Below are 19,169 nucleotides of genomic sequence, written 5' to 3'. Positions count from 1 at the left end.
AAAATAAATAACTATCTTTAATTATACAGTATTCCTTGAAAAAAAAAAAAAAAAAGCTTAATAAGTATTTTTTAGACAAATTATTTGGTAAATTATGATAAGTTTTAGTTTTATTGAAAAATATAAAAATCTTATTTATTAATAAATAAAATTTAAGTAATTATCTATTTTTTTTACGACGCAAATAATAAGCCATGTTAGTAATATTCCTAAAGCTAAAATTGGGAACAAAATAGTTCTTTATGTTAATATTTAACATCAAGAGCATTTGGCTCCGGGGAATGATTTGATGGCTCTGGTAAGACAATTTCAAACTCAGGATCATTTATTAATAAAGTATATTTAGAATAACCACTTGTTTTATCACTTGTTTAGATTGAATAAACAAATAGTTTTAAAGTTGCAGCTGCATTTTTTATATTTAAAAATTCATTTAAAATGGTATCTGATAAATCACCTGTTGTATTTGTATGTGTTTGTGGATTTTCATCAGGTATTTGCCAATTGTTTTAAAAAAACTGAACTTTATGGATAAAAAAATACTGCTTTTTCTGATAATCTTACCAAATATTTTGGTTTCATTATTTTAACTATTCCGGTTATTAAAGAAATTTCTTTTGCTTCCATAGTTTTTAGAATTCTTTCTTTTTTGATTAAAAAAGAATCATAGTCTGGTATTAAATTTTGATTTGTATTCTTTAATTAATCTATCATATATTAATTTCCTCTGTACTTTCTGTAAATAAAAAACACATGCATACAATAAAAATCTTAGCATGTGTCATTTGTTCATCTACACAATTATTATACTATGAAGATATTTTATAAATATTAATTTTTATAAAAATAATGTGAAACCTGAACCAGTAGTAATTGTATGGTCTGCTGTTGAAAATGAAAGTCTTAATTCAGCAAGTACAGCCAATGCTACTTGCATATAATATGAACCATTTTCATAATAATAAGTGAATCCAACGCGAGCTGAACCTTCATATTGTGCTGCAAATGCTTTTATATATTGGTTATTAAAATTATAAGTTGCAGCTGATGCAGCTTGTTGTTTACTAGTTATTTTTCAATTTTGTAAATTGTTTGTAAAAGTGTTTGAAGGAATATTTGAAAGTGTTCCCCCAGTATCATAATAATAACTTCAACCTCAACGAAGTGTATCTGTTGCAGAAGAAGATCATTTAATTTCCTTTACTTCTTTTGGATTAAAATCAACTTTAAATGTCCATCATTCATGATTCTGAGTTGCTGAACTACTACCAGCGTGAGTTGATAACGCTTTTGCAAAATCAATTTCATATTTATTCGAATATTCTGCATTGAATATTTCAGTATTATTTAATAAAGGTGTTATTCCAGCCGTAGTTAATCCTACTACTCCAAATAAAGATATTAAATTTTTCATAAATAAATATCCTTCCTTTCAAGCCCACCCAAAACCCTACCAATAATTAATAATTATTTGATAGTTAATAATAAGATAGTTTATATGTAAATAAATGATTTTTTTAATTTATATAATTTATTTTAAAATTAATATATATTATAATGTTATTACTTTAGAATTATTTTTATTATCAAAATAGTATTATAACAATTACATTATAACTCTTAAAAAAATAGAAATTTAATTAATTATAAAAATATTAACAAAATTTTAGAAATTATTAAATTATTTTTAATAAAGTCTCATATTCTAATGACAAAATAAAATATTTTTTATCTTTCAATAGTTATTTACCAAATAAAAAAACACATGCATACGATAAAAATCGTAGCATATGTCATTTGATCATCTACCTTAATATTATATTCTGAATGTTTACAACTTATAAGCATTAAAAAAATTTATAACAAATACCCCTTCATAAACTGCTAAATACTCTTGATTATTAAAAGTTTTAATTAAACCATAAAAGTTATAAAATTTTATCTTAGTATTTTTAAAATGTTATTTTAAAAAATAAAATTCCATTTTATTTAAAATGGAATTTTATTCGGAAATACTTAAATTTTTCCCTCGGATTTAAACTTTTCCGTTAATTTAGAAATCATTTCTTGTGTCATTTTATCTAAATCAAATTTTGGACAAAAATCTCATTCTTCTTTTGCACAAGTATCATCAATACTATTTGGTCATGACTCAGCAATTGCTTGACGAACTGGATCAACATTATAAGTCATTTCAAAATTAGGAATATATTTTTTAATTGATTCAGCAATTTCTTCGGGAGCAAAAGACATTGCCGTAATATTAAAGGAATTACGATGCACTAATTTTGTTGGATCAGCATTCATCAACTTTACTACTGCTTCAATTGCGTCATCCATATACATCATATCCATTTTTGTTCCTTGTGCAATATAACATTCATATTTTCCTGTTAATATTGCTTGATAATAAATATCAACAGCATAATCAGTTGTTCCCCCACCTGGTTCAACTTTATACGAAATTAATCCGGGAAACCTTACAGAACGTGAGTCAACACCATATTTTAGATAATAATAATTTTCCAATAATTCTCCCGCCACTTTTGTTACTCCATACATGGTTGTTGGATGCATTACAGTATCTTGGGGCGTATTATCAGGGTTAGCATCAGGGCCATATGCAGCAATTGATGAAGGAGCAAAGAATTTTAGTTTTAATTCTTTTGCTATTTCAAGAGCATTCATCAAACCTGTCATATTTAAATCTCAAGCAAATTTTGGATTTTTTTCGGCCGTAGCTGATAACAGAGCTGCTAAATGAACAATCGTATCTACTTGATATTTTTTTGCTAATTCCATAAACTTATCATAATCTTTGACATCCAACTTTTCAAATATTCCTTCTTCACAAATTGCATTATTTTTAAGATGTCTTACGTCGGTTGCAATAACATTATTTAATCCTAAATCATTTCTTAAACGAACAACAAGTTCAGAACCAATTTGGCCTAATGCTCCAGTAACTAAAACTTTTTTCATTATTTGTTTTCCTCCTTATTTATTTTTAATTTTTGATATTCACTTGTAATAATTTGATAAACACGATCTAATTCCTCTTTTGTATGTAGAGAGGAGATCATTAATCTAATTCGGGCTTTTCCTTTTGGAACAGTAGGATAGATAATTGGGGATACTAAAATATTATGTTCAAATAACACCTTAGTTAAATCTGTTGCAATTGTTTCTTCCTGAACCATGAAAGGTGTTATTGGTGTCTTAGTTGTTCCGATTGAATACCCATTTGCAATAAATTTATTTTGTAGATATCTTGTATTATCTCAAAGTGCTTGAATTCGATGATTACTTTTTTCTAATTCATCTAAAATTTTAATTCCAGCATAGCAAAAACTGGCTGGTAATGATGAAGAAAATAAAAATACTCTTGATCGTTGTTTTAAATATTCAATTAAGCTAGCTTTCCCACAAATAAAGCCTCCGACTAAGCCAAACGCTTTTGATAAAGTACCAATTTCAATATCAATTTTTCCTTCTAAACCAAAGTGAGCAATAGTTCCTTCGCCATTGTTTCCTAACACTCCTTCGCCATGGGCATCATCTGCTATTGTATAAGCGTGATATTTTTTTGCTAACCGATTAATTTCAGGAAGCGGAGCAATATCACCGTCCATTGAAAAGACAGCATCTGTAATAATAAAAATATTACCTTTAACTTTATCAGCGTTTTTGGCTAAAATCCGATGTAAGTCTTCCATATCACAGTGTTTATATACTTCCCGACTGGCTTTTGATAATCTAATTCCATCAATTATTGAGGCATGATTTAATTCATCCGAAATAATTAAGTCTTCTTCGGTTGTAATTGTTGGAATTAAACCCGTATTGGCTTGAAATCCACTTTGCACCACAATGGTACTTTCGACTTTTTTAAATTTCGCTAAACGTTGTTCAAATTCTTCATGAATTGAATAACTACCCGAAATTGTTCGGACAGCTCCGGGACCTACACCAAATAAATCAATCCCCTCTTTAACTGCTTTAACCGTAATAGCATCATTAGCAAAACCCAAATAATTATTTGAGCACATGTTCAAAAATTGCTGATCGTTTATTTTTACTACATCACTCTGAGCTGTAGCTAAAATTTTAATAACATTATAAACTTTATTTGTTTTTGCTAAATTTAATTCTTCTTGTAATCGTGAATATAAATTCATGATTTTATCACCTCTTCTTTCTTAAGAACAATTCATAATATTCTAAATATTAGTTTTTTTATTTCGTTTTACAATTAAGTAATATTCAGTAAGCATTGAAATTGATACATAGAAAATAACAGCAATTGCCAATCATTTTAGAACACTATTAAACATTTGTTCATTCATTCCGGCCCCCATTTGTAAGCCGACAAATACCAGTAAAAAGGCAGCAACGACACCAAAAATTGATCAAATCATAATGAGATTTGCACTTAATTGTAAATATTTTTTTCTTTTAATAAAACTATAAGCTGCTGGTAACATACATAATGATGAACCGCAAGCCATAATTGGAAAGACAACTTGTTGGTCAAGTCCTAAAAAAGATAGCGAAGCCATTGCTGGAGCATATAAACCAATCCCAAACGATTGAATCATCCCTAAAAAGAAAAAGATAATTATTGCGACAATAATTCGTCATGGTTTATCAATTAATGATGTTTTATCACCAATATTTGATGTATTAATTACATTAACTTGGGGATGGGTTAAAATCATTAATATTGCGACAAAAAAAAGCGTTATCCCCATCACAATTTTGACTATTTTAGGGTCTTTAATTTTTGAAACAAATAATGACCCAATGAAGGTTCCAACGATAACAGCAACTACTAAAACAAATAATGTTACAGTATTTACTTTAATTGACCCAACAAATAAAGCTGATTCAATTAGTGCACTGACTCCTAATGCAACATTTAAAGTTCCCGGTAATTTTGAATCATCTTTAATAGATTTCGTTGCTTTTAATAAGCCCGTTATTACCCCAAATGATCCAACCCCAATTGTATCTGTAAAACCACCAGTAAAGCCTATTGCTCCAACGATATATTTATTTTGATTAGAATCATTGTATTTAACTCTTAACGTGATTCAAAAATATAGGATGCAAAAAACAATTGCTGAAATTAATAAAAAAATAACAATAATAAAGGCAATTAATTCTTCACTTGATCAACTAAATTTTTTACCTTTATTTTTTCAAGGATAAAAAACTAAATAATTAATTAATAAACTACATGTCACCACTATTAAAGCAATACCAAATAACATCATTCAAAAAGTAAGTCTTTTTTTATAGTCACTTTTTGAAATAAATTCAATATTTTCATTCTTTGCGGGATTTAATTCAATATTTTCTAATTCCATTTCCTTTTTTCTCCTTTCTTGCTAATTATTAAATATAAAGGGTTTAAAAATATAAATAGTTTCATGATCTAAATTTAATTGCGAAAATTTTTAATTACATTTTATTAATATAGCTAAAATTTAAAGACCTTAAAGATAATCTAGATTTTTTCTTAAGAAATTATTATTTTAAGCTGTTGAATAATTTAGATAAAGGGTTTTTCTACTTTTATTATATGCTTTGAATCCAATAAATCAATAAATTTTATAATTATTTTAAAATAAATAATTTTTTACTAATTTTGAAAAAAATTATAATAATGAATTGTATTCGCTATTTAAAAAGAGTTTTTATTTTTAAATAAAAACTCTTTTTAAAAAATATCCAGGATTAATTTTTATTACCAATTCAGTTATAATAACAAAATTTTAAATAATGGTTCGGAAAAACAATTTTTTTAAAATCTGTCATTGAATCTTTTTTAGAATCTTTACTTCTATTTTGACGGTGATTTTTGCGCTGAAACATTTCTTTAAAATCTTCGCGTGTTAGTTTTCCTTTGCTCTGAACTTCAACTAAAATGCGGAAGATAATAATATGAACTACCACTCCAATTGCAATAGCTAATAAATATCATAAAATTCCAATATAACTCATTGATCAAGTTGTAACTCCACCAAATAAGGCAATAATTGGTCCTCCTCATGCGCCAACTCATCCAGAAACTTGGAATAACCCTGCACACATGGCGGCCACTCCAGATCCAATAATATTAGGGATAATTGCAGCTCAAGTATATTTAACAGCAAACGGAATTGCCCCTTCTGAAATTCCCATAAATCCTAAAATTGAAGCATTAATTGCTAATTCTTTATCAGCTCGAAATCTTTTGCGGAAAATTAAGGCTGTTATTCCACAACCTAATGGGGCGATTGCAAACGATGCTGCGGCTGCTCCCATTGATTTTCCTCCATCAATAAAAATTAAAGCCGTAGCCGAAAAGGAAGCAATTTTGTTAATTGGTCCGCCCATATCAATTCCCGCTAAAATTCCGAGTACTAATCCGACTAATGCCATTCCAACCCCAGAATTTTCTAAGCGATTTAAACCATCATAAAGATAGCCAATTGCTAAACCAAAAATATTACCAATCACAAACATTCATAAGGCTCCAAAAATAACAGAGACAAAAACAGGAATAATAATAATTGGCATAATTGGTTTAATATAACGATGAATTCGTCATTTTGTGTTAATTCATTTTACAAGATATCCAACTGAAAAACCAAAAATTAGTGCGGCAAAAATCCCTAATCCCTGCATTAAATTTGCTTTTTCAGCAAAAATTGCATAATGCAATCACATGTCCGGAGTACATCCTAAGAAAGTTAAAACAAAAGCAGGAGTTATCGCGGCGCGGCCGGCAATTGAATTAGCAATATAGGCACCCATAATAGGCATCATAACAGTAAATCCAATCCCAGCAAATTTATTTAATAAATACATTGCTCCAATTCCTCAACCGCTAATGATTTTGTCTGATACAACTTCGTGACCATTAATTATTTCGGTAACATTCTTTTGGAGATACTCAACTTTGTTGTAATCTCATGTTCCACTATAGTCTAATCATGTTCCTCAAATAATTTTTCCAATCCCGGTAACAATTGCAAATAAAATACCGGCAAAAACAATAAAGGGAATCATAAAAGAGACCCCACTCATAATATGATTAATTCAGGCCTTTTTATTTTTAACAGCAAAAATATTTTGTTCTCCTTCATTTTTGCTTAACACTTTTCCTTTTGACAAAGTATTTAATAATTCAGCTTGGGGATTATGAATTACTTGTTTTGTTCCAACTTTATAAACTTTTTTGCCAATAAAGCGATCCATTTCAACGGAAATATCAGTTGCTAAAATAACTCCATCGGCATTTGCAATTTCTTCAGTTGTTAAAGGATACTCTTGACCTTTTTGCCCTTGAGTTTCACAACTTAAGTTTCAATTTAATTCTGTTGCTGCTGCTAATAACGCATCACGAGCCATATAGGTATGTACAACTCCTGTTGCGCAAGCAGAAACCCCAACAAGATTAATAGTTTTATTATCTTTTTTAATAGTTTGATGTTCAACAAATTGATCTTCATCTTGTTGTGACAATATTTTGGCAATTACTGCTTTATCATTTTCTGTTTCCAACAAGTGGCGAAAATCAGGTTTTAATAATTTTTTGGCAATACCACTTAAAATATCTAAGTAATTACCAGTTCCTTCTGGAATTATTAACATAATAATAAACTTTGTATCTTTACTATCTAGGGCATTCCATAAAATTTTATTTTTCAAGCGAATATAAAAAATGGCGGGTGCTTTTACTTCGGGAATTCTCGCATGGGGAATCGCAAAACCATCTTCAAAAGCTGTTGAAGAAATTTTTTCACGGTTCTTAAAGCCGGTCACAAGTTTTTGATAGTTTTCTACTAAACCATATTCTTGGGCAATTTTAGCATATTTGTTAAATAATGTATCTAAATCTTTAACATCATCAACATTAAGAAATATGTAATTCTCGTTAATAATATTTTCCATGTTTATTTTCCTTTCTAAGGAAATGTTATGTGAAAACAATTATAAAAACAAGTAAAAAAATTAAAAAAATAATTAATTTTATGGAAAAACTTTACAAAAAAATTATTAGGAAAACCTAATATTTTTTTACTCAAATAAAGTTAAAACTATAAATCAGAAAAAACAAAATCAAATGATAAATTATCTGATGTAGTTACAGAAATATTTTCATCAATAGTTGAAGTTAATTCAAATTGTAAATTACTTAAATGAACTTTAAAATCTTTAGCTGCCATAAATTGACTTAAATCAGGTGTGCCCCCCCTAAACATATCTTTTAACTCTTCTCAAAGATCATCCTTATTTTTTAACATTATTTTTGCATTACCTTGTAATAATTTTGTTGTAACTTTATCAAATATATTTGAATTTATCGCAGGTAAAATCACATTACCCAATTCTTTAATTTTTGGTTCTAAAAGCTTTTCAATTGCTAATCCAACAATAGCATTTAAACTATTATCACCAACATTGAGGTCAATTTTATTTAAGTTTAACCCTCCATCTAAATTACTAAGCGCATTTAAAAACCTTATTATTAGTAAAGTTGGTTTTAGCGCGTCTTTCTCATTGGAAAATAATAGTTTAGGATCAGTAAGATACTCTTCCCCAACTTTAATACTCAAATTTAAATCTTTTTTATACCCAACTAATAATTCATAAATTAAAGCATCTAAATTAGTTTTAGTACTTTTATAAAATAAACTATCTTCCCCTCAGTTATCGCCAATTCCCTTTTTGACATTTTTATCAACAGAAGATAATAAATATTGCATTAATTCTAAAATAACATTATGACTTTCAAATTCATTACTTAATAATCAATGTAATAAGGAAATTAAACTTGGGGCTATATTTGTTAATAAATCACGAACTGTTCCATCAATCACAATTTCAGCTGGTCCTGCTGGTACTGGTAATAAATCACTTATATTCTTATTAAAAACATCTTGTACTGATTTATCTTTTGATAATAATGTATTAGATGTATTAATAATAAAATCTAAGAACTCTGTTCAATTCTTATCAAATTCATTAGTCCCAATTGACTTATAAACTTTATCAACTTCATCATCTTTCGCTAATAATTGTTTTAAACCTGGCAAAACTTCTGTCACTAATTTGCCAAATGTTTTAATACCAAGGCCGGGAATTGGAAATGGTAATGGTAAATCAATATTAGTAATATTTGAACTTGTTCCTTTTTTATTTAAAATGCTATTAGCATTAACAATATCGGTAATTGATTCTGATACTCAATTAATTGTTCCATCATAAATAGTTGTTTTTGATTTTTCTGTAGTTACTCAACATTCAAGATTGATTGTCCCATAATTAATTACTTTATCATCTAAAGTTCTATTTTTTGGAGCACGTAAACTTGGTAATAAATTAATTTTATTAACTTTGAAATTTAAAGTTTTATTAAACCTTGCTTTAAAGGAATTTACAATATCGTTTGCATTAATATCACTAATTTTTTTCGTAACTTTCCCTGTTTGTTTTACTACCATACCTCCTAATTCACCTTGCATTGTCTTAAACTGTTCTAGACTCTCTTGAACAATTCCATTCTGCAAAGTAGTTCAAAATATTTTATCTTTATAAACTTCTTTATTATTAATTTTAATAACAATCATTGCGACACCAGGTTCAACCTTAACTTTTTCATTTTGATCATTAATTTTTTTAAGATTAGATTCATGATAATCTTGGTCCAAAACTTCAATATTACTATTGCTCCCTAAATTTAAGATCATTTTTAAATCTTTTATTAAACGATTTTTGTTGTTGCCTTCTTCTCGGCTTAATTTAAAGGGTTTATCTTTAGTATATTCTTGTAAAACTTCTTTTATTTTTTGACTAACTTCTTTCTTATTATCAGTCACATGTCCTTTACCACTACATGCTACAACAGAACTTGCCCCTGTTGTAGTAATTGTTAATACACTCAAAATTGTTAATAATTTTTTCATGTTACTACTCTCCTTTTTTCCATAAATTGTCTCAAACAAACTTATGTTGCCTTTGTGAGATATAATTATTATAAATAAAAAGAGATAAAATATTTTTATTTTGTTAAAGTTATTTTTAAAAAAAAAAAAAAAAATGAAAAAGTTTGATAAATTAGATTGTTTAAAAGTTATTAAATAAATCCTATTTTTAATCAAACTGCCACATTTTCATTTGTCTCAATCATAATTTCTTGGCCAACGAAGCCTTCAAAAGTAATTCATCCTAAACCAGAAATAAATAATGAATATAATTTTGAAGACTTAATTTTAAATCGTGTTGCTTTTCAGTTTTGATAATCTGCTAAATTTAAATTATCATATTGGGCATGGTTAATAAAATAATTATTTTTATTACTTAATTTTGTTCGATGCAACTCAATCTTATTATTTTTATAAAAATGAAAATTACTTTTCGACCCAGCCAAATATGTAAAACTAGCTAATCCTTGATAAAAGATTGTTTGTTCATTATTAAGCTGAAAAGTAACAGGGCGAATTAACTGATTAACTATTAATTCTTTTTGATTTTTTTTGGCTAAATAATGAATGATATTATGTTCATTCTTAACCCCCGGGGTATCATAAATTTTATTTTTAGTTCCTAAATTAACTTCAATTGTTGCAAGTGTTGTCGCAAAACTATTGGCAACAGTAATTTTTTGTTGTTGGTTTGTTAATTTAATCAAACTATTTAATAAAGTACTTTTACCAGTATTAGATGTCCCAACAAAATAAACAGGACCTTGTTGATTGCTAATTAAATGATATAGTTTATCAAGCTGATAATTTTTAATTGCACTAACTAATAAAATTTTTGTAATTTTATTATATAACGGACTATCAACAAAAATTGATTTAACATAGTTAATGATTTTTTTAGGGTTTGTTAATTTTATTACTAAATCAATTTTATTAATGATAATAATAACATTATTATTAACAATTAATTTTTCTAATTCAAGATTGCGTGAACCGTATAAATCATAAATATCTAACAAATAACAATATGTATTATTTTTATCATAGGTTGTAACAATTTGTTTTAAAAAATCAATTTCAGCAACATCATAATCAATTAATTCATTATAATTTGTTAAACGAAAACAACGATAACAATAATTTTGTTCTAAGTCTTTAACATAACCAATTTGATCAGAATACTCACTTTGCATTGTAATTCCACAACCATGGCAAGTTTTATAAGATGTCATAATCAATTCCATATTCTCCTTCATCAAAAAATCCTTTATGTAAAATATTACGTTGGGCCAAACGTTTATAAACTAAACGATCTAATAAACGCACTAACCGATTTGACTCATCAACTCCGGCAACTGGTACAACTAAAATACTTTCAATGTGGGCACGATTAGCAAAAAAAACGTCAGTAATTAATTGATCACCAACCATAATAATTTCATTTGATTGGACGTTAAACTTTTTACTAATCACACGAAAATACTTTAATAACGGTTTCTTGGCATTTCAATAATAATGTTCAATCCCAGCTTTATTAGCAAAACTTTCAACCCGTTTTTTAGCATTATTTGATAGTAAGACAAAATGCATTCCTAATTTTTGTACCCGTTGAATTAAGTTTAAATTATCAGTATTTGGAATTCGGCGGTAAAATGGGGTTAAAGTATTATCTAAATCACAAATAAAAACCTTAATACCATGTTTTTTTAGTGATTCAAGGTTAATTTTATTCACGTTTTGGACATAAATTGATGGCTTAAAATAATTTAATAATAAATTTCGATTTTTCTTTTTCTTAAAAATTTGTTTGGCCATGCTTTTATCACCTCTAGGTATTTATTATAACTTATTTTCTTCATAAAAACAAAAACAACCCGGGTGAGGTTGTTTTTATCGGGTATCCAAGAAGCATAAGACAAAACTTTAATACAAAGTATGGTCATATTAAGGTCATATTAATTAGGGCTAAACTTGTTCAAATATTATTATAAATAAATGTACAAATCTTACACTTCTCTAGACATTTATTATTATATATTTCAATTACTAAAATACAATAAATAATGATTAAAATTTTCAATTTTTTACTCTAATTGGAACAATTTTGGAACAATTTTGGAAAATATTTGGAACAAATTTTATAATACTGATAAATTCTTTAGCTTCCTATACGGATACCATTGAAATTAATGAATAATTATTGATCTTAAATTAAAAGAAATAAAAATTTTAACAAAAATTACTTTAACCTTGATTATTCTTGATTGACAATGTAAGATATTAACAACAAAAACAAGAAAAATAATGACTTTAATAAAAACCTTTAAAATAAAGGTTTTAAAAGTCCCCTACCGGTATCTTTAAGTCCCCTACCGCCTATTTTAAATGTTTAGAAAGGAAAATTATGACAAATCGCATTAACACTCGCCCAGTTATGGTTGGCAATATTCAAATTGGTGGCCAAAATAAAGTAGTTATTCAATCAATGACTAATACAAAAACCCATGATATTGAAGGAACATTAGCTCAAATTAATGCCCTTTATCAAGAAGGATGTGATCTTGTCCGAGTTGCTGTCTTAGGAAAAGATGATGCTAATGCCTTAAAAGAACTAGTTGAACGTGCTCCTTGCCCGCTTGTTGCGGACATTCACTTTAATTATGAGTTTGCGTTAATTGCCGCTGATGCAGGTATTAGCAAAATTCGGATTAATCCAGGAAATATTGGAAATATTGAAAATACTAAAAAAGTTGTTTTAAAATGCCAAGAGAAAAAAATCCCAATTCGAATTGGGATTAATTCAGGTAGTTTACCACTTGATTTAGTTAATAAATATGGTTGAACAACCAAAGCAATGATTGAAAGTGCACGACGTCATATTGAAATCTTAGAAAATTTAGATTTTTATGATATTGTCTTATCCTTAAAAGCAACCGAACCATTAATGGCAATTGAAGCTTATTCTTTAGCCAGCCAAGAATGAAACTACCCGATTCATTTAGGAATTACCGAAGCTGGTAGTTTACACACTGGAACAATTAAATCTTGTGCTGGGCTATCTCCTTTACTACTCCAAGGAATCGGTGATACAATTCGGATTAGCCTCTCAACTGACCCAATTGCAGAAGTTGAAGTATGCAAAAGACTCTTAAATGCCTTAGATTTATATCAAAACGTTGTTGATGTCATTGCTTGTCCAACTTGTGGTCGTTTAGAATATGAATTATTTACAGTTGTTAAAGAAATTGAGGAATATACAAAAAATATGAAATTTCCATTAAAAATTGCAATTCTAGGATGTGTTGTTAATGGCCCTGGCGAAGCTAAACAAGCTGATGTTGGTATTGCCGGGGGTAAAAATGGTGGCATTATTTTTAAAAAAGGAAAAATATTTAAAACTTGTCAGCAAGATGAATTAGTTCCAGAACTAAAAAAACTAATTGATGAAGAATATCAACAATGATTAAAAAATAACGTCCGTTAATTTAACTATCAACCTAAATATGTTATAATCATAAAGTAATTATATGTTAGAAAATATTGAGGTGGGTAAAATGGCAGTATGTTGTCCAACAAAAAATCATGATTGTTCATCATGTCGAACATGTAGTAAACCAAAAGTTGGTTGCCGTTCATGTTTAATCTGTATTTCATGTACAGACTGTGTTAATAAAAAATGTGAATGTTGTAAAGCAACAAGATAAAAAAACTGATTTTACAATCAGTTTTTTTAATTAGAAATTAAATGGGTGTATGGAAACTCACTCATTAAGAAATCAAATCAACCAGGATTAGGATCAATGTAAGGATATAGTCGTTCAAACCCTTCTAAGGCTGCATCAAAATCTTCGGTATTTAAATATCCTTTAGCAACAAGATACATAAAAACAATTGTGGCACTGCGATTAATCCCTCAAATACAATGAACATAAATATCTTTATTGCGAATATTATTATCAATAATTTTTAAAACCTGAATAATACTGTTAATATCAATTGCTTGAAATGTTGGGTAATCTTTAAAATTAAAATAAACATGTTTTTTATCAGTTCAAAAATGATCATTACTATCTGTTTTTTCAGCCATTTTGATTCGTTGTTCCTGGTAAATTTCTTCCGCACATGAAATAACAATTTCAGCACTTGTTGGAATACTATGACGATCGCCTAAATAAAGGTGGTCTAAAATTTTTTTTGCTGACATTGTTCCTCCTTATTTTACTATTACTTTATTCAAATTATGAAACGGATCAGTAAAACTTTTTGCATTTATCATTGCAATTTCAGCTTTATATGGTGGGGTAGCATTTGCTTTATCCCCAACATATGGTGTTTCCAAAACTTTAATTTTACCATCTAATAAAGGATGATAAATAATTTTAATTAACGTTTCAAAGCCTAAAAACCCATAACCAATGTTTTCATGGCGATCTTTATGATTATTAATTGGATTTTTACTATCATTAATATGCAAACATAATAAATTATCTAAACCTATTTTATTATTAAATTCCGCTAAAATTTCTTCTAAATCATTTTCAAAATCATAACCTGCATCATGCATGTGACAAGTATCTCAGCATACGCCTAATTTTTCTGAAAAATTAACATTATCAATGATATATTTTAATTCATCAAAATTAATGCCTAATTCAGTACCTTTACCAGCCATTGTTTCTAAGGCAATTTTAACTGTTTGTACTTTTGTTAAAACTAAATTTAAACCTTTGACAATTTGATCTAAACCAACTTGTCGTTCCGCACCAACTGCGCTACCAGGATGTAGGACAATTATCTTAACCCCTATTTCTTCTGCACGTTTAATTTCTTTTTTCAAAAATTCAACAGCAATATCAAAAGTACTAAGATTTATACTATTACCTAAATTAATAATGTATGGCGCATGGATAATTACATTATCAAGACTTAAATTATTACTTTTTAACTGTTCGTGAAATTCTTCAATAAAAAAATTACTAGTATCAACTCGAATTGTATTTTGTGGAGGGCCAGTATAAATCATCATGGCATTTGCATCATTAGCAATTGTATCCTTTAAGGCGCCTAGCAAATAATTTCCTGGTTTATTCATACTAACATGACTACCAATTATTAAGTTTTTCATTATCTTTTTCCTTTCTGGTGCTTTATTTCTTTGCTCTTTTATAATATCATATATATAATTAATTAATAGAAAAAAATTGTTTTAAGAAAGGAAAAAATAATGATTAATACTGAACAAAAAAAAGATTTAAAACTAATGGTCAATAATATTTATGATGATATTCATTTTAATAAAATACACCATATCATAAGTTGAAAATGATTCAATTTGTTAACATATTTTGGATTAATGGTTTTTTTGGTGGGGACAATTACTTGTACAATTTTTGCCTTTAACCCCAAATTTAATAATCTTAATCAAAACATGTTTTTAATTTTAACAATCATTTTTCTAATTTTATTATTTTTAAATTTAGGGTTAATTTTTTTGGTCCATAAAAAACAACACCAAATTATTAAAATTATCAAAGAAAATTTTAATAATCAAAAATTATTGCCATTTTACCAAACCCTTATTAATAATCAAATAATAAAAATTAATAAAATAGACTATCAATGAACAATTAACCCCAATAATAATTATTACTATGTTAATCAAACTTTTAATGATTTAATTATTGATGGTGAATATGAAAACTTATCTTTTAATTTGGGCACAGTTAGTGTTAATACATCAGCTGTGTTAGATAATTTGCAACCTAATTTACAACTACAACCCCAAAATTTAAATTATTATCGTTGTTTTTTCTTAACAATTAACTTGGGTCAAAAAACAAATCATCATTTTGAAATAACTCATAAAAATCATTATCAAAAAAAGAATTTAACTTTTGCTAATTTTTTCAACTATGATCAACACAATAAAGTATTAACAGCCCAATTTCAAGCAGATATCTTAGCTTTAATGCAAACAACAAAATTAATTCCAAACATTAAATTGGTAAATAATATTTTATCACTCCATTTAGTAACAATTAATAGCAATAATGGCAATGATAATTATGATAGTTTATTTAATTTCCCCATTAGCTTAAATCCAACAACAACTTATCATAATATATTAAATACATTTGAACATGATTATCAAATTCTAATTAAAAGTTTAGCGTGAATTGAAATAGCAAAAAAAATTAGTTAATAAATTCTTTAATTTATTAACTAACTTTTTTAATAATTAGAAACAGAATAGTCAGCTATCACACGATCTAATTTATGCGATAGAATTTTAGCATCTGGGTCAGCAACAACAATTGCCGCTTTAACTCATTTATAATCTAATAACGAAGTTGAAACTATAATAATTTCATTATTAATTGTTTTACCATCATAATGATCTTTTGAAGCAATGCGAACAATATCATTAGGATATTTTACAAATTGTAATCCTGTTACAACATCATCACCACGAGAAGTAATAACCATTAAACTGCGGTATTTAAATTTTGGGAAAATAATATCAGTTACTACTGATTGAGTTATTACAAATAAGTATGATCCAAATAATGCTGGACCAAAGAAATATTTAACTTTATAAATGGCAAAGGCAGAATTTGTTAAACCGTTAACTCGGTCAATATTATTAGATCCAACAATTTTACCAATTTCATCAATTTTATCTTGTCAGTCATTGCCAAAGTAAACCCGAGTAATTTCGGTTGAGGACATTAAAATAGTATGAATTGCTAAAACTATTAAAATAATAAAGTAGTTAACAACACGATTATAATTAGCAATTGATTTTTTATATTTTGTTGAATAATAAGCTAACACAAAATCAATTCCAGCCGTTGATGACCCACCCTTATAAACAATTCCAAAAGAAATTCCATTTAAAACTCCCGCAACAGTGGCAAAAACAAACAACCAAATTTGATACATTCCCTGGGAATTATGGAACGTATTTATATCATTATAGTTAACAATTAGATTAAATTCTGTCGGATTAATTACTGGAATAAAGGCAAAGGCAAAGTGAAATCCGTTTTGAAATAAAACATAAATAATTGTTCGAATTGAAAAACGTCAACCTACTTTTAAAACTCCAAAAATAAATAATGGGACATTCATCGTTAAGAAAAAGACTCAATACATTGTTGTTTGTAAAGATAATTCTGACTGGTTAGGTCAAATTGCAATTGAAATTCCCCGAGCAATGGCCCCAATTCCGGTTGGGGTAATTCCATTACTTGTTGTTGGGGCAATAAAATAGTCATAACTAATCATTGATAAAAAAGCAGCTGATAAAATAAAAGCATAATCGCGAAATAAACGTGATTTAAAATATTGTTTAATTCCAACATTAAAATCATTTAAACTAATGCGATCTCGATTCCGTGTTTTTCGTTTCTCAGCAATTAAATCCTTTGTCCGTGCCGCTCTAATTTTGAGCTCTTCATTGTTAGCAAAGTCATCTTTATTTTTTTCGTTTTTTCCCATCACTATCTCCATTTTTATAGTTTTTTTTTTTTTTTTGTAAATATAATATTTAGTATAGTATAACACTAAAATAAAATAAAAAAACAACAAATTGTTGTTTTTTTATTTTATAATTAATTATTCACTTTTTAAACGAATTGTAACTTTAAATGATCCAACTTTAACTGGGTCGTAATCGTTTCTTGTAATATCAACAACTGTGTAATCTCTTTGGAATTTTTGATTCATTTGTCCAAATTTAACTCCACGGTTTGCTCCTCTTCCTGATGGAATAAATACAGGAATTTTACGATAGTCTAATGCTGGTACACCCATATAAATTACAATTTGTTGGTATGGTGAATCCACATCTTTTAATGCTTCATTTAAATATTTTACAAATTCATTTGCTACTAATTGTGAACCAAATGCTTTATCTTCCACAAACTCATGTGATTGATTATGAGTAATGTAGAATGAAATTCTTGCGTCACAAGATACTAATAAATATTTTTCTGGAACTGTTGCGCCATTATATGTATATGATGATTTATCTTGACATTTTTCAGCAATTGCAGCAGCAATTTCGTTTGCAACTGTTTCAACTTTGTATAGTTTTTCAGTATTTAAGTCATATTTTGCTGATTTATTTCATAATAATTCATCATCGTTAACACGAACTTGTTCTAAGAATAATAATTTACGTAATCATTTTTTAGGAGCATTTTTTCATTCATCTTCTCCTAAAATTACTTTACTTGGACCTTCTTCATCTTTAATTTTTGATTTCATTACTTGAATAACATCTAAAGCTACTGGTGATTTTTCTTGTTTATCAACTAACATTAATGATGGACCAAATCCAGATAAAATTTTATGTGTATTTGATTTGAATAATTTAATTCATTCATCATGTTTAATTTCAAACAATTCGTTAATTGTATCTAAATCATCATTTGATGATTGTGATAAATCAATAACATATTTTGAACTTAATAAGTTGAATAATCTTCTTAATAAGTATTTTAATGTATTAACTGTTTCATACATTTTAAATTTATGAATTGGATCATTATCTCATGGTGATAATGCGTTATTGTAAATAATTTTTAATGCTAAATAGTTAACACTTGATTTTTTAGCAACTTGAGCAAGCGCTCCAGCTTCAGTATCAATTACGTCAATTGTATGACCGTATTTATCAACCATTTCTTTGAATTGTTTTGAATTATAAATTAACATATCAGCAGTTCCTGTAACTCCTTCAGTTAATCCTAATTTAAAGTCTTTAACAACTTTAGCAAACTCTCCATCAAATTGGAATGATTCTGGTTCATTAACAATTTGTCCATATTTAATATCTTTGAACACTGTTAAATCAGCATCACGATAAATGAATTTTGTTGATATTGTTGTATCAGCAGTATCATGTTTATCATTTGTTGACAATGCTAAGTCAACGTTTAAAATTGTTTGCAATCCTGGATATTTTTCTAATAAATAAGTTACTGCCATTGCAGCATTAGATTTACCATATCCGATAGTTGCTATAATGAAAGTTTTCCCATGGTATTTAACATGTTGGATAACACAGTTTTTTCATCAGTATTTTTTTACTGTTTTAATATTGTGTTTATCTTTCATTGTGAAGTAAGCAGTTGAAATAACTCCTATCATTCTTTACACCTCTATTTTCCTTTAATATATCTAATATCA

Annotated in this window: 15 protein-coding genes; 3 read left to right on the top strand and 12 right to left on the bottom strand. The window is 27.4% G+C overall.

Annotated elements, in window-relative coordinates; translation table 4 throughout:
• Positions 1 to 838: 838 nt before the first annotated feature.
• The 8 genes from SCHRY_RS02235 to SCHRY_RS02200 all read right to left on the bottom strand — a co-directional run bounded on the left by SCHRY_RS02235 (position 839) and on the right by SCHRY_RS02200 (position 11,789).
• The gene (locus tag SCHRY_RS02235; protein WP_016338841.1) at positions 839 to 1,414 is read right to left on the bottom strand and encodes a hypothetical protein; all 576 of its coding nucleotides are present in this window, start codon (positions 1,412 to 1,414) and stop codon (positions 839 to 841) included.
• Between the two features lie 602 nt (positions 1,415 to 2,016).
• Positions 2,017 to 2,982, bottom strand: a complete 966-nt coding sequence (locus SCHRY_RS02230) for an L-threonine 3-dehydrogenase (RefSeq protein WP_016338840.1) — start codon at positions 2,980 to 2,982, stop codon at positions 2,017 to 2,019.
• Positions 2,982 to 4,178: a glycine C-acetyltransferase gene (locus SCHRY_RS02225; protein WP_016338839.1), complete on the bottom strand. Its 1,197-nt coding sequence runs from the start codon at positions 4,176 to 4,178 to the stop codon at positions 2,982 to 2,984. The genes SCHRY_RS02230 and SCHRY_RS02225 overlap by 1 nt, the downstream gene beginning before the upstream one ends.
• 42 nt (positions 4,179 to 4,220) lie before the next feature.
• Positions 4,221 to 5,369, bottom strand: coding sequence for a sulfite exporter TauE/SafE family protein (locus SCHRY_RS02220; protein WP_016338838.1), 1,149 nt, complete (start codon positions 5,367 to 5,369; stop codon positions 4,221 to 4,223).
• 370 nt (positions 5,370 to 5,739) lie between these two features.
• Positions 5,740 to 7,941, bottom strand: coding sequence for a PTS fructose transporter subunit IIABC (locus SCHRY_RS02215; protein WP_016338837.1), 2,202 nt, complete (start codon positions 7,939 to 7,941; stop codon positions 5,740 to 5,742).
• 146 nt (positions 7,942 to 8,087) lie between these two features.
• Entirely contained in the window at positions 8,088 to 9,956 is a 1,869-nt protein-coding gene (locus SCHRY_RS02210) for a lipoprotein (RefSeq protein WP_016338836.1), read from the bottom strand.
• A 170-nt stretch (positions 9,957 to 10,126) separates the two neighbouring features.
• Positions 10,127 to 11,206, bottom strand: coding sequence for a GTPase (locus SCHRY_RS02205; RefSeq protein ID WP_016338835.1), 1,080 nt, complete (start codon positions 11,204 to 11,206; stop codon positions 10,127 to 10,129).
• Entirely contained in the window at positions 11,193 to 11,789 is a 597-nt protein-coding gene (locus SCHRY_RS02200) for a YqeG family HAD IIIA-type phosphatase (protein WP_016338834.1), read from the bottom strand. The genes SCHRY_RS02205 and SCHRY_RS02200 overlap by 14 nt, the downstream gene beginning before the upstream one ends.
• A 589-nt stretch (positions 11,790 to 12,378) precedes the next feature.
• On the opposite strand from SCHRY_RS02200, the gene ispG reads away from it, so the two are divergent.
• Together ispG and SCHRY_RS05410 are read left to right on the top strand one after the other, a co-directional pair.
• Entirely contained in the window at positions 12,379 to 13,458 is a 1,080-nt protein-coding gene (gene ispG / locus SCHRY_RS02195) for a flavodoxin-dependent (E)-4-hydroxy-3-methylbut-2-enyl-diphosphate synthase (RefSeq protein WP_016338833.1), read from the top strand.
• A gap of 70 nt (positions 13,459 to 13,528) precedes the next feature.
• Positions 13,529 to 13,678, top strand: coding sequence for a hypothetical protein (locus SCHRY_RS05410; RefSeq protein WP_169336067.1), 150 nt, complete (start codon positions 13,529 to 13,531; stop codon positions 13,676 to 13,678).
• A 26-nt stretch (positions 13,679 to 13,704) separates the two neighbouring features.
• On the opposite strand, the gene SCHRY_RS02190 is transcribed toward SCHRY_RS05410, so the two are convergent.
• Positions 13,705 to 14,178 carry a protein-tyrosine phosphatase family protein gene (locus SCHRY_RS02190; protein ID WP_016338832.1) on the bottom strand — a complete coding sequence of 158 codons (474 nt, stop codon included), beginning with the start codon at positions 14,176 to 14,178 and terminating at the stop codon, positions 13,705 to 13,707.
• A 9-nt stretch (positions 14,179 to 14,187) separates the two neighbouring features.
• Positions 14,188 to 15,099, bottom strand: a complete 912-nt coding sequence (locus SCHRY_RS02185; RefSeq protein ID WP_016338831.1) for a deoxyribonuclease IV — start codon at positions 15,097 to 15,099, stop codon at positions 14,188 to 14,190.
• A gap of 99 nt (positions 15,100 to 15,198) precedes the next feature.
• Here SCHRY_RS02185 and SCHRY_RS02180 point away from each other — a divergent pair, with 99 nt between their 5' ends.
• The gene (locus SCHRY_RS02180) at positions 15,199 to 16,176 is read left to right on the top strand and encodes a hypothetical protein (protein ID WP_016338830.1); all 978 of its coding nucleotides are present in this window, start codon (positions 15,199 to 15,201) and stop codon (positions 16,174 to 16,176) included.
• A 29-nt stretch (positions 16,177 to 16,205) separates the two neighbouring features.
• Here the strand turns inward: SCHRY_RS02180 and SCHRY_RS02175 are convergent, their stop codons facing one another.
• Together SCHRY_RS02175 and fib are read right to left on the bottom strand one after the other, a co-directional pair.
• The gene (locus tag SCHRY_RS02175) at positions 16,206 to 17,474 is read right to left on the bottom strand and encodes a YitT family protein (RefSeq protein WP_016338829.1); all 1,269 of its coding nucleotides are present in this window, start codon (positions 17,472 to 17,474) and stop codon (positions 16,206 to 16,208) included.
• A 117-nt stretch (positions 17,475 to 17,591) separates the two neighbouring features.
• Positions 17,592 to 19,130, bottom strand: coding sequence for a cytoskeletal motor fibril protein Fib (gene fib / locus SCHRY_RS02170; protein WP_016338828.1), 1,539 nt, complete (start codon positions 19,128 to 19,130; stop codon positions 17,592 to 17,594).
• Between the last annotated feature and the right edge of the window lie 39 nt (positions 19,131 to 19,169).

Source organism: Spiroplasma chrysopicola DF-1, assembly GCF_000400935.1.
GTDB lineage: Bacteria > Bacillota_I > Bacilli_A > Mycoplasmatales > Mycoplasmataceae > Spiroplasma > Spiroplasma chrysopicola.
This window is presented reverse-complemented; position numbering and strand designations above follow the sequence as displayed.